Genomic DNA, 20457 nt, shown 5'->3' with positions numbered 1-20457 from the left:
CACTCTACCCGTGTCAATGAGATCTTTTTGTCGTCCTATAAACAAAAAATCCCGGATCCAATTATTAGATGCGGGATTTAAATTATCAAAACCACTAGATTAATGCTTAGTGAAATTAGGATTCAATCAGTGTTAAAGAATCCAAAATCCCTTTACCGCTGTGGATCCCGCCTTCATTTTCGCTGGCGGGTTTACTGCGGATCAAGTAGCCCGCGTAACCGTCCAATTCGGTAACTGGTTTGCCTTGATAGTAAGCGGTGAATAGGCCAGCTTCGCTGACTAAATCTGTCACTAGCGTTTGTTGAGTGTCACGCACAGCAATGGTCGGCACGTCACGCTCATGCGGGTACAAGCGCTGCATCAATGCCCACGCGTCGTACTCTTCTGGTTTAAGCAGGCTCAGTTGTTCGCTGATATCATCACCAAAAACACAATGGCCACCGCCCTCACCTTGGTTTTTTAACACCCACTCTTGCTTATCAGCTTGTGTGTTAAACCATTCAATCGATTCACTGGTGATAGGCTTCATATCAGCCAGAACACTCTTGACCAGTTCGGCTTCTTCTAGCGTTAAACCCCAACGTGCGTATTCTGCTGCAGGCATCACGGTCAATAACATTTGCATGGTTTTACTGGTCGCTAATTGCTGGCTTATCGTCGCGTTCATTGCGACATGGTGTTGCTCCATAAACAAGCGAGTCTGACTTAGCGTGTGGCAACAAACCGACTCATCTAGCTCGGGAGCCCAGTAATCTGAATACTGATAGCCCGCTCTTAGGTACACCACATCAACCGCGCCGACATCTTTCAATATCAAGCGTTGATTATCACCCGATGAAAGCTGACAGCTCAATTGTTCAAAGGTACGACGAACCGTGCGAATGCCCTGTTTTTGCAGATCAACTTCAAGCAAATGTTGGTCATATACGTTGTCTTCGTTCTTCTGCACCACCATCAAGAAAACCGGTTTATCTTGCTCTTTAAAGTCGGTTTTCACTTGCCTTGCAGCATTAGCGATACCATAAGCCAACTGGGTTAAACCTTGGTTTTCAGCCGGCGTTGCAGATGGGTCTTCTAACCAATCGTTATAAACGTTTGGCCATTGGTTTTGCATGAATGAGTGGAATTCTGTTGCGCGCTGACCAAAAGGTGCCATACCTGCAGCAATGCCATTAAACTCGATCACTTTCGCACCGTGTTGGCGATCGTCCATGAAGTCAGTACGCATTAATAACAACGGTTGGCGAGCAGGATAAAGTCGATGAGACACCTCGCCATGGGCTTGTTGATGCAACTCCATCAAGCGACCAAAAAACGGATCAGCCTTAGCTACATCACTCAAAGATGATTGCAGAAAACCGTGGTCTTCCGAAACGTTGCTGATTAACTTGGTAATCAGCGGGGTTACCTTCAACAAGTGTTCATAAACCTTACGCTCCATGGTCATTGGAGCCAAACTGAACGGGCAATGTCTCGCGGTATTGTCAGCTTGTCGAAACGCGACGCCGTGCATGAGTGCCCACTCACACGTATCTTCAATAATTTGTTGCGGAATCAATGACGTGAGCATTGGATTCATTTTAGTCTCTCACTATTAACTGGAATTAAGTGCTCTACTAAGACGATGCCCATTCTAAAAAGACGAAAAAAAAGCGAAAAATCTTTCACTTCTTTGAATACTTCAGTTAATAATTCACATCTGAGTGTCTTGGGTCTTATTGACGATCAGATCGCGCAACCATTTGTGGCTCGGTTCTGAATCGAAGTATTTATGCCACAATAGGAACAAACCTCCCGGTACCAAATCGACCGGAACAGGCTTCATCACCAACTCTCCGCTATCAATGTAATCGCGTACCGAGTTGTATGGATAACACATTAACAAGTCGCTCTGCTTGCACAGCTTGATGGCACTGGTGATATCTGAAACGTTAGCCGCCTTGTTGATCTCCAGTTGCTTAGAATTGAGCACCTCCATCAATAGCCAGTCACCCGCACCTCCTGTCACCAACTGTATATGTCGATATTTCAAAAAGGTGTCGAGATTCCACTCCTCTTGCAACGCAGGATGGTCATTACGCATCAAACACACCGAGTAATCCAAGCACAGCTCGACGTAGTCAAGTGCATCAGGAATACACTGCACGTGGGTAGAAGCGCGCTCATCTAGCTCAAAAATACCGATACCAAAATCCACTTCACGCTTTAATAATCGCTTGAAGCTGTCGCTGCTCCACGTTGAACTGTTAACGGTAATGTGAGGCGCATCCGCGAGCGCAGTCGGCATAAAGTGCGGATAAATCGCCGTGTAGGCGGTTTCGACAAGGTCTATAGTGAAGGTACGCCCACTGTCTTTAGGGTCGAAAACTTCGGGAACGGTCAGCTTTTCGATTTGCAGTAGGATTTGATGGATCTTAGGCGCTAACGCGAGTGCTTTGGGTGTGGGAAATAGCCCTTTGGATTCACGCTCAAATAGCGGATCATCAAACAAAGCTCTCAGCTTAGTGAGCTGTTTACTTACCGCTGACTGGCTCAAAAAGAGTCGCTCTGCTGTTTTACTCACACTTCGTTCTTCAATAAGAACATGTAGGCAAAGTAGCAAATTCATGTCGCATTTAAGTAAGCTTTTAACATCTACCATGATATTCCCTAAATTCAGGTTAATGATGATTAATTGTCACTTTAAATCATATCATGGTCTTGGTAGATTTAGCGCATGTGAGTTAACACGCTCAAATAATAATAGAATTAAGGAATACTCATGGATTTTCTAGCATTACCAAAGATTGATTTACACTGCCACCTAGACGGAAGTGTTCGCCCAGATACGATTATTGACCTAGCAAAACAGTACAATATCGAACTACCTGAAGATCGCGACGCGGTTGTTCAATCTCTAACGGTGCCAGAAGATTGTAAAAACCTAGATGAGTATCTGGCTTGTTTCAGCCTGCCACTACAAGTAATGCAGACTGAAGAAGCGATTGAGCGTATCTCTTTCGAGCTTTACGAAGACGCTGCACTAGAAAACGTTAAGTACCTAGAAGTTCGTTTCGCACCAATCCTGCACGTAAACAAGGGCTTGTCTCTTGATACGATCATTGCAAGTGCAGTAAAAGGCATGAAGCGCGCAGAAGAGAAATACGACATCAAGGGCAACTACATTATGTCTGTACTTCGTATGTTCCCGAAAGATTCTATCAAAGACGTGATCGACGCAGGCCAACCTTACCTAGGTAAAGGCGTGGTTGCGTTTGATATTGCGGGTGGTGAAAAGCCGGGCTTCTGCGCTGAATTCCCTGAGTACACGCAATACGCACTTGAAAAAGGCTACCGCATTACAGTTCATGCTGGTGAACAATGGCACGGTCAGAACGTTTACGATGCAGTGACACTGCTTGACGCTGAGCGTATCGGCCACGGTGTTCACATCCAAGGTAACGAAGACGCGTACAACATCGTTAAAGAGAAACAAGTTGCGCTTGAGACTTGCCCAACAAGTAACGTGCAAACTAAGTGTATTCACAAATTCAGCGACCACCCAATTGCTGAATTCAAGAAAGACGGCATCGTTGTGACTATCAACACAGACAACCGTACTGTGTCGAACACAACCATGACCAACGAAGTGAAGCGTGTGTGTGAAACGTTCGGTCTAACACAAGAAGACTACGCAGAGATCTACAAATACTCTGTAGACAGCGCTTTTGCTTCAGACGAAGTGAAACAGCACCTAATGGGTTTCGTTGAGCAAATCTAATTTACGAAACATAACTTAAGCTGCCTAACCTTGTATTTAGGCAGATAATGTATTTAGGCAGATAATGCATTTAAGGCTCTCAATTTTTTGAGAGCTTTTTTTTGTTCTATTAAATGGAATAAAAAAGTCGAGAATATAAGCATTGGCACCCAATTGATACCGACCCTTTTCACATCATCTATCACTCTTTTCACTTAAAAATAATGACGAGCAAGGTGTCAAAGACTAGTGTCACATAGAAATCATTTCTGCAGGGTTTGATCATCACATGAATATTAGTTACGAGCAGGTACGGACATTTGTTGCCGTTGTCGAGACAGGTTCGTTTAGTGCAGCTGCTAGGCACTTAAACAAGCACAGAACAACGCTTGGTCAGGTCATTAGTAATCTAGAAATCGAAACGAACATGACTTTGTTCGACCGCAATGGAAAATTCCCAGTGTTAACTGAGCATGGTCATGCACTGTTTCGGCACGCCAAAAGCCTTAATGACAGCTCGATAGCATTCGAAAATCTATGCATGACTATTGAGTCAGGCGTTGAGAGTAACATTACGATTTACCATAGCGGATTGGTTCCATCAGAAATGATTGCATCCGTAATGATGGATATAAGAAAAGAATATCCTTATGTAAATGTGCACTGGCTTCATCGAAGTACTGATCAAACAAGGGATTATCTACAAACGGGAGAGACTGATTTGGGCATTGTTCTGCTAGATAACAATACCCAAGGCGCAAGCTCCACAGACTATGTACATCTAATGAGCATGCCATTCAAGGTGGTCGCAAGCCCATCTTTTTTCCCTAATTCAAAACAAAAGCTAAACGCACGAGATCTAGGTGTACATCGTCAGATACTGCTTGAAGACTACAACGATATATCTAGGAAAATCATCGTTTCTCCCAATATCCAAAAAATAGAAAATATTAGTATTTTCATCGCACTATTGACGTTAGGTGAAGGTTGGGCTGTTGTACCCGCACACATTGTCGAAAACGAATTAGAACTCGAAAAACTCATTGAACTCAACGTTGAAGAACTGAATACAAAGCTTAGATTTCCATTAGCTATTTGGTCCATGAACCAATCGCAAAGTGGGCCTATTCGAAGCAAACTAATAGAATCGCTGTGCATTCATGCCCGACAATATGAGGATCTAACCCTACAGATGTGATTATAACCTGACGGCGAAGTGACTTACTCTGGTTGCAAACCAAACAACCGGACAAGAACGTGAATCTAGTACCAAAACTTTCAAGTGTCATCTTATTACTGATTACCTCGGGCTGCGCTTCATACAACGACGTATGTGGTGAGCCTCAAGAAGATTGGTCTGTCGTCGAATTTGCAGACTGGACAGCTTGTAGAGATAGGTTAAAAACGTTTCATGACGAATTATCGGCATTAACGACCTCTTCAATAGATCGCAATCAAAGTTACTCATTCTAAGTCATCACGAGTGGACACTCACCCAAAGCCTAGAAACAGGCGACAGTATTTTTGAATACAACTTTGAAGAACATTGGAATATGGTTCAATTCAATGTGTACGAGCTCATGGGTAAAGAGTTTCGAGTCGATCTAATGAGTAGACAAATAAGTGAGTTGCCCATTTAGCTAGTCATCACACAATAATTATTACTATTGTTCATCTATGCATTCGTGGACAACGCGAAATTAATGGCTAGCTTGAATAAAAACAGGAAGAGAAAGGCTTAGGCTTTTCTCTTTTTTTATGTCCAATTATCCGTATTCTAGTACCCATGTTGACTAGTGAGGTGCAAGCGATGAAAACGAAAACAGAACTCGAGAAAATGCTGTCCGGCGAGATTTTTGATGGCGCAGACCATGAGATAGACCACATGCGCACTCACGCCAGCAAGGCGCTATCAGACTTGAATCAATGTTCAGACGATACTCAGCTACCAAATCTTCAGGCTAATCTGTTTGGTAAAGTAGGAAGCAGCGTTGTCCGTCCCCCTTTTCATTGTGAGTTTGGCAAAACCATCGAAATTGGTGACAACACCTTTATCAACATGAACGTAGTAATGCTAGATGGTGCGAACATCAAGATCGGTAACAATGTATTGGTGGGGCCAAGTGCCCAATTTTACACGGCCTCTCACTCACTGGATTATCTCAGCCGCCGTAAGTGGGAAACTTTCTGCCTACCTATCACAGTCGAAGACGATGTGTGGATTGGTGGAAACTCGGTCATCAACCAAGGCGTAAAGATTGGTGCTCGCTCTGTTATCGCGGCGAACTCAGTGGTTAACAGTGATGTACCACCAGACTGCTTATACGGTGGCACGCCAGCCAAGTTGATTCGGCATTTGAATACTGAGCAACAAAGCGACTAGTTCAGAAGCAATCTAAGAAAGGCCATGTTTATCACTCAACATGGCCTTTCTTCCATTGATAAGGTGTAATCCCATTTGCTCGCTTAAACGCTCTTATAAATTGTGAGGCATCTGCGTATCCCAAGTGAAGCGCAATATCTGAGATCGAATAATCTTGCTCAGTCATCACGCGCTTGGCGAATTCAAAAGACAGAGCCTCTTTAATGGTTCGAAAGGTCGTCCCCTCTTCACTAAGCGCTCTTTGGATTGTACGCTTACCCATTCGATTTATCTGACCAAACGAGACCAAATCTACATCTACTCGACCGATATAAGGAAGTAATGCTTGTGTCACCTTGATGGTAGAAGTAGTAGCCGTTGATACCGCTTTGATTGAGCAATCTCGACCAATGGGGTTATACGAAATGCACGCCTCAGTTTGACCTAAGTACTGTGGTGTTTCCGTTTGTATTCTCAGCTCACTTAACGCACTAGCCGACACTGAAACTAAGTCGTAGCGAATTGGCTTATCAATATCAGTCTGCTGAGTTTTGAAATAAGTGTGGCTATAAACGATCAAAAACAGCTCGGCTTCAATACCATTGAGCGAGCTATTAGATACTAAAAATGAAAGATTTAATGACTGTGAAGACGATTCGACTGACCATTGTTCAAACGGAAAAAGAGACAGAAAATCTTGAGCTAAAAGGTTAGAAAAATCGAGTTCGAGAGCGGCACGTTGAGCACTGCCTAATAACGAAGAAACAAACACCTCAGATGGTAATATATTCCTCACCCCCTCTAAGAACTGCGTAAACACATTAAACGAGACATATTGAGCAGCTGAAGTATCCATTGAGAATGGCATGCTCACTTGAACTGCGAGCGCTTCTATCGCGGCATGATATGGAACTAATGACTGATCTTCTCGCACGCACTGCTGAAAATGACTCACAACACTCTTCGCAATCAATGGTAACTCAAGCATCAGTTCACAATTCCTTTGTCTTGTTCAAAACAGGTCAAATCCACAATTCAACCCAATATCAGCATCAATTTTTTCATCAATACCAGTCTAAGTTCAGTGGCGCAAAATGCACATTTTACTTTTCTAGCTTAGCTACTATTACCTCAAGTTAACAAGAGGCGCTTTAAGTTTTTAGCATTAAGGCGAAATCACAATTCAGGACGTAACGCTTTGATTACAAAGTATGACAGGGTTATCAATTTAAATAACTCGACGATACCGTCAGGGTCTACTATTAAATCTAGGCATAAATATAAATGGACTTAAGCCCGTAATTGAGAGGTTTTCATGTTTAAAAAGATAACGTTAGTAGCAGCAAGCATTGCAATGAGTGTTGGTGTTGCACAGGCAAGTGTTGAGAGTAAGATCTGGCCTGCATCAGACAAGGCTAAAACATTTGTTCAAGACACCATTGTCATTGGTATGCTCGCGAGCCCTTATGGTGCAGGTTGGCAGGACGAGCAACAACTGTTGGATTACTTCCAAGATGCTCGTGATGCAGGTATTACAGGGCATGAATACACCATTACCGCTGCTGATCACAACTTTGATGACTTCTTGTTTCACCATCATAAACACCGCTCTGCGATGGCAAAACAACCTGATAATTTCATCATCGCGCATTCCAATAATGACATTGAAAAAGCGCACACCGAAGGCAAAACCGCCGTACTTTGGAACAGCCAAACCGCCACTATTTTGGAAGAAGATGTGACAAAAATGGCGATTCTAAAAGATATGGGCTTAAAAAGCATGATCTTGGCGTACAACGACATTTTCAGAACAGGTTCAGGGCAATTAGCAGCATTTAACGGTAGAGATATAGGCTTAACACCTTGGGGAGAGTCTGTTATTGATTCGATGGTCGAGTATCAGGTCATTCTCGATCTCAGCCACACGGGCTCAAAGACAGCAAATGACGCGATGGATTACATGGAAGAGAAGTATCCTGGGACCCCATTTGTCTACACGCACTCTGTGCCTGCTGGACTTTATAAGAGTGAGCCAGATGCAACGCCAAAAGGTTGCTACCGTGCTATTCCTGACGATGAAGCGATACGCGCGGCTAAATCTGGTGGTTACGTTGCCCCAACCTTCACTGAATGGATGATGGATGGCGTTTGGCCTGAAGATATTTCTCCAGTGCAAGCTGCTGATATGATCGATTACTACGTGAAATTGGTAGGCGTTGACCACGTAGGTATCGCAACTGATGATATGTTCTCTACCGCGATGGTTGTGGATTTCGCAACCAAGAACGCGAAAATGTACGACGATGGCGGCTACATGATTGAGGCATTCAACAAAGGCGCTACCGGTAATGGTGAACTGTCGAAGATCCTAGCGGCGATTACTGATGAACTGTGGAAACGCGGTTACAGCAACGATGATCTTGCTAAGATCTACGGCGGCAACAAGATGCGAGTGTACGCTCAAGTATCTGAAGGTGCTGACCCAGACGAGTTCCAAAAAGAGTATACAAAGCGTCTAAAAGTGCTCACCAAATTAAGAAATGAAAACTTAGCTATGTAGCTCGCTACTAACAAAGTTCAAACACTCGAAGCACGTCCTATTGGGCGTGCTTTTTTATTAGCTAATTGTATGTAATATCGCCCTTCCCCCTACCTAACTAAGAAAGAAAGAAAGAAAGAAAGAAAGAAAGAAAGAAAGAGAATGGTGAGGCATCAAATAGTTTTCAGGTCTAACAATAAACAGAATAAATACATAAAAATTTAGAACATAATTATATAATATGATTACGCTTCAATAATTCCACTCTCTATTTAACTAACCTCCTCACTCCTTATAACAAGGTTTTCACTGGTCACCAACTCAATGAAATACCAGTCACTCGCGAATATTTTGTGATATCAAGCTAGACTAAATTCCTAAGTACAGCTTTTTGATACTTCCCACCTAATAAATTAACCTCTCTAAAGAAAACTTTTACTAAAAACCATCGTTAACTTAATTTTATGCATCAAAACAATTATACTCATCGCATACTGACAAAGAGATAAAAACTAATAATATTGAGTAAAACTTGTACAGATAGCAACAAGTAAAAATCTCAAGCTTGGTAGTTATTTAACTCATAGTAAATGTTGGAAATGTTTGGAACCAGAATCACAAGAGTAGGATTCTCTTGAATTTATTATCAGGGATGCTGACAAAAATAAAACAGGCATTGTTAGATGAATAATTCCGCAACGTATTTACTTGCTGCTTTACGAGAAAAAATCAAAGAGAAAGGGATTTGTTATTCCGACCTCTCTGCTGGGATGGCAATTCCTCTATCAACTATTAAAAGGCAACTGCACAATACGTCTTTGGGGCTAGACAAAATACTTTCGTATGCCACTCATTTAGATACTGACTTGGTAGAATTATCTATGCGAGGCAAACAGTTACAGCAAGATAACGAACAATTCATCACCGATATCAACAGTGAAATATTTAACCAGTACCCATATTTGTTTGACTTTTTGTATCTATTACGACGAAAAGAATGGTCACCACAAGATATTGCCAGTAAATACCGACTGAGCCATACGTCAGTCGCCATATATTTTCGCGCATTAGAAATGATGGATTATGTTGAATTAAAAGGTAATGACCAATACCGATTCAAAGATCAAGGTCGTTTTATTTTTGAAGAAGGTTCTAAGCTTGATACTTTATTCGCTAAACGTTTTCGAAATGAAGTTTTCAGCCATGATGTGCGCCCCCCTATCTGTATGGGAAGCATTGCTATTACTGAAGAACAAGAAGAGAAACTGGCGAACGAAGTATACAACAAACTGATTGAGTTTGATGTACAAAACAAGAATGGTGAAGGTAGCGAACGACTCAGAAATGTATTGATGACCTACACACCAGGCAATCAGATATTTCTTTCTGATACGATTCCAAATATTGATGGTGAATTATTAAAATCCATATCGATGGCAAACGAAAAATAATTAATTACTTGTTATTTAAACAAGTTGAATAAATAAAGAACAGACGTAAATAAGCGATCTTTTCTGATACCAATAAGTGAAATAAATAAGGCTAAATCTTCATCACGAAACTCGGCAGGGCATGTCTCGACCTTTTTTCGCCTGATCAGGTTCAAAAATCAATAAATTAAGGATATAACATGCAGTTTAAAACGTCTCTATGTGCGATTGCTGTCGGAGTTGCTCTAACGCTAAGCGGATGCAACAGTAGTGATAATAGCTCGAATATAGATGCTCCACTTAAAGCGGCCGAATTCCACAACACCATCGATCGTGCTGGGGTACCAGTGGCATTACGTGATTTACACGGCGGTCACCTGCGCTACATTCCAATGTTCGATAACGGTTCATGGCACGGCCACACATTAGACACCAAAGGCGGTGAAATCACTCTTGGTGGTACAGCACTGCTGACCGAAGAATACGTGTCATTCATGGCTGCACGTTTTGACCGTTTGGCTCTGACTGTCGATGGTAAGCTTATGCCACTTAAACTGACAGACGCATACTCACAACCTGGCGCGTTGATCCAAAAGTATACTGGCGAGAACGGTATTGAAGCCGAGCTAGAAATGCGTTTTGTGACTAATCGTACTTCTCTTGTAAGAACCACCATCAAAAACCCAAATACGCTTGATATTCAAGGTGAATGGGATGGTGAGTTGATGCAAAACTATCGTGCTGATGATGGCACGGCATACAAGAATGAAGACAGCACAGTTCGTAGTGTTGAAGAAGCTTACCCCACTTACTCCCGTGAAATTACAGCGACAGACAGTGGTGTAGAAGTCTCTTTTGGCGCAGTTCGTGATTCATGGTCATTGTTGACATCTGGCGATTCAAAGTTCGAAGTGACACGTTCTATCAAACCAGAAACTTCTACCATCAATGATGACAAGAAAGGTTTCGTGCAAACGGCCTCTCTAGGCGATGGCGAAGAGATCACGTTATACACGGCTTACACTCACGTTCAAAACACCAAAGAGCAAGCGTCTGAGTTTGGAAAACTGAATAAGGTGATGGCCGATCCAAAAGGTTACATGCACGATTCAGCCATGCGTTGGGAAGAATACCTAGAAAACGGTCTCACCAACGATGCGGCTTCAAAAGAACATGAGTTTGTTGCAGTAAAAGCAATGGAAACATTAAACGCGAACTGGCGTGGTGCTGCGGGTGCAATTGATCACGACACCGTTACACCTTCCGTTACGGCCCCTTACTTCTCGGGCAACATGACATGGCCGTGGGATACGTGGAAGCAAGCTTACGCAATGTCACACTTCAACCCAGATGTAGCGATGGAAAACATTCGTACTGTATTCCAATACCAAGTGCAATCTGATGATCCAGTACGCCCTTGGGATGAAGGTTACCTGCTTGATGTTGTGACATACAACCTACCAGCAGAACGCTGGGAAGGCATGTCAGCGGAATACAAAAAAGTATTCCCTCAAGCGACCGATGGCCTGAACTGGAATGAACGAAATACCAAACCATCACTGGCAGCATGGGCGGTATGGGAAGTGTATACCGCTCTGAAAGACGAACATAATCGTCCAGAAGAAGCGCAAAGATGGCTGGAAGAAATGTATCCGAAGCTAGTGGCGTTCCACGATTGGTGGTTACGTGCTCGTGATACCAACAAGAACGGAATACCAGAATATGGCGCGGCAAAAGACCCAATCCACACGGTTTTCGCAGGTGACGTGAATGACGGTTCTTGGGGATCAGATGCGTCTGTTGACGATATGAAGTTCCAATACAAAGACGAAGTTAATGGCGACCAGTGGATCAAAGAAACTAGCATAGAGAAGTACAATGAATTGCTGACTTCTGGTGATTACACAGCGATGAGTATCCCAGCGAAAGTCGCAGCGGGTTGGGAGTCGGGGCGTGATAACGCAGGCGTGTTCGGTTTTATCGACACCATCGACAACCTACAAAGCATGGCAGAGCAACCAACGCAAAAAGAAGCAGAAGTGATAGACCAAATGGGTCGCTACGCTCATGACACTAATGGTTTCGACAATACGTATGACATGGCTATGGGTACAGACGGTTCAGTGGTGACTTACCTTGATGACTCGGTTGGGAACATGAACAAACTGGCTCAGGCGAAGAAAGATTGGGAAGTGAAGTTCAACGAGAACACGGACGATTCAAACAACTTATCAGGTTATTCATTGATGCAAGAGTCGGTAGACCAAGCCTCTTACTGGTACTCAGACAACCTATACCTATCACAAATTGCCGACGTATTGGGTAAAGCCGACAAAGCCGCTGAGTTTGCAGAAAAAGCATCCGACACCAAAGAGTACATCAACCGTTGTATGTACGATAAGTCAACAGGCTTCTACTACGATATCGAAGTGGTACCAAATGGACTCCCTAACCAATGTGCAGGTCCTGTACTGGTGAAGCGCGGTATGGGGCCTGAAGGTTGGTCACCACTATTCAACAACGCAGCGACGCAAGAACATGCGGATAAAGTCGTAGAGAACATGCTAAATACCAGCAAGTTTAACTCACCTAAGATTCCGCTAGGTACGGCATCAATGGACAACCCCGCTTACGGCCCTGACATTTACTGGCGTGGTCGCGTGTGGCTGGATCAGTTCTACTTTGGTGTACGCGGTATGGACAACTATGGATACGGTGTGGAAGCGCGTCAAATGGTCGACAAGCTATTCAAAAATGCGCAAGGCTTAACAGAAGCTACCCCGATTCAGGAAAACTACAACCCAGAAACGGGTGAGGTTCAGGGCGCGAATAACTTCTCTTGGAGTGCAGCGCACCTTTACATGTTGTACAACGGTTTCGTGGGTAAATAGCAGCCACACATCCCAAATATTAGGCGTTGCAGATGACCCCCCTAGCATCTGCAACCGCTTAAACCTCTTCAAGTCAGGTTCAAAAGCCACAGTAAAAAGAGTGCTATCTATTGGGCTATAAAACGACCGATATAGCCCTAGTCACGTTCGATGATGAACAACTGTTGTGGAGCGATCAAACGCCGCAAGACACCATAAAAAGACTGCATGCACTCGGTGTCAAAACCGTTGTTGTAAAGCTTGGTGCTGAAGGCTGCTTGATCAGTGAAAACCTCGAAGATGTGCCAGTAAAAATCACAACGACACCTGTTGAGACTGTGGTTGATAGCACCTCAGCTGGCGACTCTTTTAACGGTGGTTTCTTATCTTGCTATCTCGCTGGAGGTTCTATTGAAGATAGCCTGCCACCAAGGTAATGCATTAGCCAGATTGGTGATTCAACATCATGGCGCAATCATCCCAAAATCCATCACCGACACTCTTTCAAACTGATATTAAGAAGTACACATGTCTACAATTAACGAACAGCTAAAAGCACTTAAAGTTATCCCTGTTATCGCCATTGATAACGCAGAGGATATTATTCCTCTAGGAAAAGTATTGGCTGAGAATGGGCTTCCAGCTGCTGAGATTACGTTCCGTTCAGACGCCGCTGTTGAAGCTATCCGACTGCTTCGCCAAGCACAGCCACAAATGCTGATCGGCGCGGGCACCATCTTGAACCGTGAGCAAGCACTTGCAGCAAAAGAAGCGGGCGCAACGTTTGTGGTATCACCGGGGTTCAATCCAAACACAGTTAAAGCATGCCAAGAGATCGGTATCGATATAATTCCGGGTGTGAACAATCCAAGCAGAGTTGAAGCGGCATTAGAGATGGGCTTAACAACCTTGAAGTTCTTCCCAGCAGAAGCTTCTGGCGGTATCAGTATGGTGAAGTCGTTAGTCGGACCCTATGGCGACATTAGACTCATGCCTACAGGCGGTATCACGCCATCAAACATCGATAGCTACTTAGCCGTGCCTCAAGTATTAGCCTGCGGTGGTACGTGGATGGTGGACAAAAAGCTCGTTGAAAACGGAGAGTGGGATGAGATTGCCCGCCTAACGCGAGAGATTGTTGAGCAAGTAAATCATTAAGCAGATCAGTCGCTAGCCCAAAGCGTTAGCGGGATTTGAGAATACAACGCATACAAAAAGAGCGAGAAGCTTGCCTCTCGCTCTTTTTTTCATCAACTTACTGTGACAATTGTTGTTCTACCAAAGTCTTCCAGAACCCAACACCATGCTCCAAAATGTTATCGTTGAAATCGTAGTGTGGATTATGAAGCGCAGTGCCTCCACATTCACCAACACCATTCCCAACTAGCACATAACACCCTTTTACTTCGCGTAACATGAACGAGAAATCCTCACTGATGGTGAAGCGTTCACATGCTCCATTTACATTATCTTCACCAACAACTGCTTGTGCTGCTTTCACTGCATGAGCCGTCTCTTCAGGCGTGTTAATCGTTGATAAGAAGCTGTTGTTGAAGTGGTATTGATAATCAACACCTGCCGACATACACTGGCCAGCGACAACACGCTCAATCGCTTTCTCAATTTTATGCAATGCTTGATCGGTAAAGCTGCGAGTGTCACCAGAAATAGTCACTTGCGAAGGAATCACATTCACGGTGCCATTGGTAACAAAATTAGTCACCGAGATAACCGCCGTCTCATCAATGGCGCTCAAATTACGCGAAACGATGGTTTGTAAGGCGGTCACAACCTGAGCTCCAACTACAATCGGGTCGGTTCCCATGTGTGGCATAGCGGCATGACCCCCCGTAGCCTTGATAACAATTTCAAAGCTACTTTCACTCGCCATTAATGAATTGGGGCGAGTCACAAACTTACCTTCAGGAATACCCGGTAGGTTATGCATTGCGTAAATCGCATCCATATTCCAACGAGTAAACAGGCCGTCTTCGATCATCGCTTTGGCGCCTGTACCACGCTCTTCATCGGGTTGGAAAATGAAGTAAACGGTGCCATCAAATTGCTTGCTGTTTGCTAGCTCTTGCGCGGCACCCAACAACATAGCTGTATGCCCGTCATGACCACAAGCATGCATCGTGCCATCATGTTTAGAAGCATGACAAAACGTATTCTCTTCATGAATACGCAGGGCATCCATGTCAGCACGCAACCCAATCGAGCGATCGCTTGTACCATTTTTTAAAATTCCCAGAACACCGGTTCCACCAATACCACGGTGAACTTCAATGCCGAACTCTTCGAGTTTATTCGCAACAAATTCAGAGGTTTTGAACTCTTCAGTACCAAACTCAGGGTACTGATGTAGATGGCGACGCCATTCTGTGACGGTTTGTTCAAGTGTCATAGATTTCTCCAAAGCGGAAGGTGAGATCTCGCTCACCTTCATTGTTCTAGTTAATTTTATGCTTTTTGTTCTTCTAATTCTTTTTCTTCAACTGTCGCTTCTTGCTTCGTTTCAAACTTAGTGAACACGTAAAGTGCTACCACAATCAATGAAACAACGATAGTTTTCCCCATGGCCATCTGTTCACCAAGTGTCACAACTGCCACTAAGTACCCAACCAAAGGCATGAGGTTTAATGCCATCGTTGCCTTTTCTACACCGATACGCTTGAAAGAATACAATTGAATCAAGTAGCTACCACCAGAAATGCCTGTACCTAAGAAAATAAGCAGTGCAATCAACAGCGGGCTAGAGAAAATAATGTAAATCTGAGACAAGTCCAAGCCCATGGTCAACACAACGATAATGCCCATCACAGCAACCGAAATGTATTGGTACAGCATGGAAACCACTGAGCCGTATTTGTCCGCTAAGCTAGCACGTAAATGTGCCGTCCACGCTAAAGCCAGCATCGAGCATGTCACGTAAACATAACCCAGCAGCGGAGTACCGCCTTCAATGGTGTTTGTTGGCCCGACACTCATTGCGTAAATACAAACTGCAGATGCGATGAAAGCGCCCCACTGAACCTTGTTCATACGGAAGTTCATAAACATCATACCGAAGAAGACTGTCGCGAACGGCTGCATACCTTGGATAACACCGTTTTCAGTCGCACCAATATGAGAAAGAGAAAGGAAATTAAAAAGTGAGAAAACCCCTTGTCCCACGATGCCACAAAGCGCAATACGTCCAATATCTTTGGTATCGATCTTTAATGAAGACCCTAAGTCTGCACTTAAGTTTTTGCTACGTGATGTAAAAAAGAAAATGATTGATAGGCCAATTACCGCGGTAACGTAGCGGAAAAATACCAATGTCATCGGATCAACAGCCATAGAAAGCGGCTTAGAGACCACCCCTGTTACGCCCCAGATACAGGCAACGGCAATGGCGGCAGTCCATCCTAAAAATGTGTCTCTGTTTGTTGTGTTCATTTTTATCTTCCGTAATCTTGTTTCTTATTGAATAAGAGCGATGCATCACCGCCCAGTTTTTTTATAATTTTTATGTGCTGACTCTGGAGTCCAGAGCCAGCTTTTGTAGGGTGTTAAATTTGTAAGGTGTTAAGTTTTGAGCTAAATAATGATCAGTTCTGGCTCTGCGCGTTTGCTTAACCATTCAGCGCCGTCTTCAGTAATCACTATATTCTCTTCGTGAACCATTGACTTACCCGGTGCGTAAACCATGCCCGGTTCTAATGTCATCACCATACCCGGCTTAAGTACTGTGTTGTCGGTAGCCGTATTAGACGGGCGCTCTGTCAGCTCCATACCTAAACCATGACCAAGACGACCAACGTCGTTGCCCAATGCACCATTGGCTTCTAATACTCCCCACATCGCGTTGTAGATGTCAGTCGTGGTTGCGCCCGGTTTCGCAGCCTCAAAGCCTTTCGTGGTCGCTTCGTAAGTAGCGCGGTATGCCGCTTTGGTTTGCTCACTTGCATGACCAAATGCCCAGTTACGGTCGAAATCAGAGAAATAACCATCACGTACAGCACCGGTATCGATGATCAACACATCTCCTGGCTCAATGATGCGATCAGTTGGGCCCATGATGATGCTGTCATAACCATCTGGCCCTGAGCCTGCGATGATGTAAGGGCATTCGTCCGCACCTTCTAACAACATATCGATACGGAACTGTTTACAGATTTCACGCTCGGTCATGCCGGCTTTTGCGTATTGAGGGATCTTGCTAAACCCAACATTGGTAATGCGGCAGATTTCACGTGTTTTCTCGATTTCAGCTTGTGACTTGATCTGACGAAGTTCATGCATTGCTAAAGACACATCAACAAAGTCTTTCTTAACCATGGTGGTTAATTTCAAGTAATTGTTCACAGGCATACGTAGGTGAGATTCAATGCCCAGCGTTGCGCCTACTCGGCCATGACGACAAGGCAGAGAGTTCAATGCGCTAGCTACTAAGCTAATGCCATCATCTTCAGGACGAGGAGAAGGCCAAGTAATAATGTTATCGACCCATGTTCCCGCCATACCACTTGCTCCTATTTCAGGAACAATCGCAATCGGCTTTCCTTCTGCAGGAACGATGACAAACCATGGACGAGTTGGGCTGTGCCAAAACTGAGTGTGGAAGCCAGTGAAGTAGCGAACGTTTGGTTCGGTTGTGAAAATCATCGCATCCAGATTCATCTCATGCATGACTTTTTGAGCGCGTGATGTTCTGTGTTCAAACTCAGCTTGTTCGAAGCCGCGGTTTAGGTAGTTAGTCATTGGAACCTCTAATTATTGTATTTAGGTAGGCACTTCTGCTGCTCTTCACAACCAGTAACCAACCCTATAGTTCAATTTTGTTTACGTTACGGTGAGCATCTTACTGACATTTAAGTTAAATAATGTGACCAAGATCTTAGGGTTAACTATAGTGACCAGAAAGCATCTAAAACTGGAAATATTGTTGATTACGATCAATTTTAGGTACTTATTTGTAACTTTAGACTTGTGTAGGAAGCGGATACATAGTCTTATAGTTACATAAAGTTAATTGGCAACTTGAAATACATCGATTAACCAAAGATAATGAAAGGCAATTAAAGTTAACAACAGTGGTCTAAAATGAACGCATCATCATATAAATCGTTTAACGTTGAATTCACCGACAATGATAGAGAGCATCTCGCACTGAACTTTCGCTTAGCCGAAACCATTGCCGACTTTATTGGTCCGCACTGTGAGGTTGTGATTCATTCATTTGAGAGCTTTGAAAAGTCGGTAGTGAAGATAGTGAACGGCCACCACACGGGTCGAGAAGTAGGGTCACCTATCACCGATCTAGGGCTGAAAATGCTGAGTGTGTTTGAGAGCACTGGTGAGGTCACGCCAAAGAGTTACTTCACCACCAGCAAAGATGGGTCACTGCTTAAATCTACGACCTGTGTGCTAGCTGGGGAAAATGGCAAACCGATTGGGCTGTTCTGTATCAATATGAACTTGTCTCACCCGTTTCCTGAGATCATAAAAACTTTAATGCCAGACATGGCTCATGCCCCTGTGGGTGTGCATGAGAACTTTGGAGCTTCAACAACAGAAGTGATTGAGCAAGCGCTTGAGCACGCTATTTTTGAAGTCGACAACGATGAGTCAGTCAACTTAAAAGGTCGAAACAAAGCCATTACCAAGCTATTGCTTGAGAACGGTATTTTCGAATTAAAAGAGGCGACAGCATTCGTATCTGAGCGTCTTGGTATTACTCGCCACGCTATTTACAAATACATCCGCGAGTTTAGAGCATAGAAATCCTATAAAGAGAAACGAAATGAAAACAAAAATCCATACAGATCTAGCACCAGCAGCAATCGGCCCTTACTCTCAAGGTATGGCATTCAAAGACCTAATCTTCACTTCAGGTCAATTACCGCTTGATGCAAAAACAATGGCGTTTGTTGAAGGTGGCATCAAAGAGCAAGCTCGTATGTCACTAGAAAATCTAAAAGCAGTTTTGGAACAAAGTGGTGGTTCACTGGATACCGTTATTAAAACCACATGTTTCTTATCTGATATGGAAAACTTCGTTGCATTTAACGAGGTGTACACGGAAGTATTTGGTACAGAGAACGCACCTGCACGCTCTTGTGTTGAAGCGGCTCGTCTACCAAAAGACGCATTAGTTGAAGTAGAAGCGATCGCTTACATCAAGTAATCACGAACCGCTTTAATTGAAGACGTATAGCTTAATCCAATAACGTGAAGCTATAACGAAAAAACAAGGTCATTAAGCATCGTTGATGGCCTTTAATTCCTCTGCCTGTATCTAAGTGTGCCCTATGTTAAAACTATCAAAAAATTCATTCTACACTGGTCAAGTCTGCGAACTGTTTACCGCTTCTCAAGCGCAACAAGCGCGTGAGTTTCACCGCCAGATCGAAGGCTACCAACCCACTCCACTCGTGTCTCTTCCACATCTAGCTAAACAGCTTGGTGTTAAGGCGATCCTCGTTAAAGACGAATCAAAACGCTTCGGTTTGAATGCATTCAAGGTACTCGGCGGTTCTTACGCTCTGGGTCGCCAATTGGCAAAACACCTTGGCATTGATATCTCTGAGATCAACCTTAAAACGGTCGCTTCAAAACTAGAAAAACCACTTGTTTTTACTACAGCAACCGCAGGCAACCATGGTACAGGTGTCGCTTGGGCAGCTCGTGAAATGGGCCAAAAAGCCGTGGTTTACATGCCAAAAGGTTCATCTCAAGCAAGCGTTAACCGTATTCAAGGCCTAGGCGCTGAATGTATCGTGACAGAAGTAAACTACGACGACACGGTACGCATGGCGAACCAAACCGCTCAAGACAACGGTTGGATGCTAGTTCAAGACACGGCATGGGATGGTTATGAAGAGATCCCAACGTGGATTTCTCAAGGCTACATGACAATGGCAGATGAAGCGATTGAGCAAGCTCAAGCATTGGAGTTCGGCGCTCCAACTCACGTTCTTCTGCAAGCCGGTGTAGGCGCAATGGCAGGTGGTGTGTTGGGTTACCTTGCAGATAAACTGGGAGCTGACACCTTTGAAACCATCATTGCTGAACCAGCGGCGGCAGATTGCATTTTCCGCTCTGGCAAGAAAGGCGAAATGGTTAATGTAACGGGCGAGATGAACTCCATCATGGCAGGCCTTGCTTGCGGTGAACCAAACCCAGTAACGTGGCCTGTACTGCGCGATTGCAGCAATCACTTTGTTTCGGTTGACGACAATGTTTCAGCAACGGGTATGCGTATCCTTGGCAACCCACTTAGTGGTGATGAGCAAGTGATCAGTGGCGAATCTGGTGCTATCACACTTGGTTTACTTTACACGTTATGTCGTGAAGGCGCAGACCAAGCAGTACGTGATGAGCTAGGTTTAAACCAAGACGCAACCATCATGCTATTTAGCACTGAAGGTGACACCAACCAACCGCGATACCGCGACATTGTTTGGAACGGCTTACACCACTCTAGCTAACGAAAAAGACTCCACAACTCTAATCACAAAGCCACAGCA

At 44.0% G+C, this 20457-nt stretch carries 16 protein-coding genes and 1 pseudogene; 11 read left to right on the top strand and 6 right to left on the bottom strand.

Annotation, left to right across the window (positions count from 1 at the left end; genetic code table 11):
• Positions 1-115: 115 nt before the first annotated feature.
• Complete coding sequence (locus tag AACR09_RS12865; RefSeq protein WP_193835366.1) at positions 116-1570, bottom strand: glutathione synthase; 1455 nt, start codon at positions 1568-1570, stop codon at positions 116-118.
• Positions 1571-1693: 123 nt separating this feature from the next.
• Positions 1694-2641 carry a LysR substrate-binding domain-containing protein gene (locus AACR09_RS12860; RefSeq protein WP_193835116.1) on the bottom strand — a complete coding sequence of 316 codons (948 nt, stop codon included), beginning with the start codon at positions 2639-2641 and terminating at the stop codon, positions 1694-1696.
• A 120-nt stretch (positions 2642-2761) separates the two neighbouring features.
• On the opposite strand from AACR09_RS12860, the gene add reads away from it, so the two are divergent.
• The 3 genes from add (at position 2762) to AACR09_RS12845 (ending at position 6122) form a co-directional block, all read left to right on the top strand.
• Positions 2762-3760: an adenosine deaminase gene (add, locus tag AACR09_RS12855; protein WP_017095778.1), complete on the top strand. Its 999-nt coding sequence runs from the start codon at positions 2762-2764 to the stop codon at positions 3758-3760.
• Between the two features lie 268 nt (positions 3761-4028).
• Positions 4029-4937 (top strand): LysR family transcriptional regulator, encoded by a 909-nt coding sequence (locus AACR09_RS12850; RefSeq protein ID WP_193835115.1) that lies wholly within the window; start codon positions 4029-4031, stop codon positions 4935-4937.
• 612 nt (positions 4938-5549) lie between these two features.
• A complete protein-coding gene (locus AACR09_RS12845; protein ID WP_193835114.1) occupies positions 5550-6122 on the top strand; it encodes a sugar O-acetyltransferase in 573 nt (190 codons plus the stop codon).
• A 31-nt stretch (positions 6123-6153) separates the two neighbouring features.
• On the opposite strand, the gene AACR09_RS12840 is transcribed toward AACR09_RS12845, so the two are convergent.
• A complete protein-coding gene (locus tag AACR09_RS12840; protein ID WP_193835113.1) occupies positions 6154-7089 on the bottom strand; it encodes a helix-turn-helix domain-containing protein in 936 nt (311 codons plus the stop codon).
• A 327-nt stretch (positions 7090-7416) separates the two neighbouring features.
• On the opposite strand from AACR09_RS12840, the gene AACR09_RS12835 reads away from it, so the two are divergent.
• The 5 genes and pseudogenes from AACR09_RS12835 (at position 7417) to AACR09_RS12815 (ending at position 14098) form a co-directional block, all read left to right on the top strand.
• Positions 7417-8661, top strand: coding sequence for a membrane dipeptidase (locus AACR09_RS12835; protein ID WP_193835112.1), 1245 nt, complete (start codon positions 7417-7419; stop codon positions 8659-8661).
• Between the two features lie 662 nt (positions 8662-9323).
• On the top strand, positions 9324-10091 hold the full coding sequence (locus AACR09_RS12830) for a hypothetical protein (RefSeq protein WP_029224446.1): 768 nt from the start codon (positions 9324-9326) through the stop codon (positions 10089-10091).
• 179 nt (positions 10092-10270) lie between these two features.
• Positions 10271-12961, top strand: coding sequence for an alpha-glucosidase (gene ygjK / locus AACR09_RS12825; RefSeq protein WP_193835111.1), 2691 nt, complete (start codon positions 10271-10273; stop codon positions 12959-12961).
• Between the two features lie 95 nt (positions 12962-13056).
• Positions 13057-13453, top strand: a pseudogene (locus AACR09_RS12820) (PfkB family carbohydrate kinase); the annotation flags it as partial.
• Positions 13454-13468: 15 nt separating this feature from the next.
• Entirely contained in the window at positions 13469-14098 is a 630-nt protein-coding gene (locus tag AACR09_RS12815; protein WP_193835110.1) for a bifunctional 4-hydroxy-2-oxoglutarate aldolase/2-dehydro-3-deoxy-phosphogluconate aldolase, read from the top strand.
• A gap of 97 nt (positions 14099-14195) precedes the next feature.
• On the opposite strand, the gene AACR09_RS12810 is transcribed toward AACR09_RS12815, so the two are convergent.
• The 3 genes from AACR09_RS12810 to AACR09_RS12800 all read right to left on the bottom strand — a co-directional run bounded on the left by AACR09_RS12810 (position 14196) and on the right by AACR09_RS12800 (position 17689).
• Positions 14196-15347, bottom strand: coding sequence for a M20 aminoacylase family protein (locus AACR09_RS12810; protein ID WP_193835109.1), 1152 nt, complete (start codon positions 15345-15347; stop codon positions 14196-14198).
• Between the two features lie 56 nt (positions 15348-15403).
• On the bottom strand, positions 15404-16384 hold the full coding sequence (locus tag AACR09_RS12805) for a DMT family transporter (protein ID WP_054542897.1): 981 nt from the start codon (positions 16382-16384) through the stop codon (positions 15404-15406).
• A 141-nt stretch (positions 16385-16525) separates the two neighbouring features.
• Positions 16526-17689, bottom strand: a complete 1164-nt coding sequence (locus tag AACR09_RS12800; RefSeq protein ID WP_004732383.1) for a M24 family metallopeptidase — start codon at positions 17687-17689, stop codon at positions 16526-16528.
• A gap of 342 nt (positions 17690-18031) precedes the next feature.
• On the opposite strand from AACR09_RS12800, the gene AACR09_RS12795 reads away from it, so the two are divergent.
• From AACR09_RS12795 to dpaL, 3 genes are all read left to right on the top strand, one after another.
• A complete protein-coding gene (locus tag AACR09_RS12795; RefSeq protein ID WP_193835108.1) occupies positions 18032-18709 on the top strand; it encodes a helix-turn-helix transcriptional regulator in 678 nt (225 codons plus the stop codon).
• 22 nt (positions 18710-18731) lie between these two features.
• Positions 18732-19115 (top strand): RidA family protein, encoded by a 384-nt coding sequence (locus AACR09_RS12790; protein ID WP_004732389.1) that lies wholly within the window; start codon positions 18732-18734, stop codon positions 19113-19115.
• 124 nt (positions 19116-19239) lie between these two features.
• On the top strand, positions 19240-20418 hold the full coding sequence (dpaL, locus tag AACR09_RS12785) for a diaminopropionate ammonia-lyase (RefSeq protein ID WP_193835107.1): 1179 nt from the start codon (positions 19240-19242) through the stop codon (positions 20416-20418).
• Positions 20419-20457 lie beyond the last annotated feature (39 nt).

Origin of the sequence: Vibrio sp. OPT20 (assembly GCF_963889365.1) — a bacterium.
GTDB lineage: Bacteria > Pseudomonadota > Gammaproteobacteria > Enterobacterales > Vibrionaceae > Vibrio > Vibrio splendidus.
Note: the sequence above shows the minus strand (reverse complement) of the source record. Positions and strands in the feature narration are given on the sequence as shown.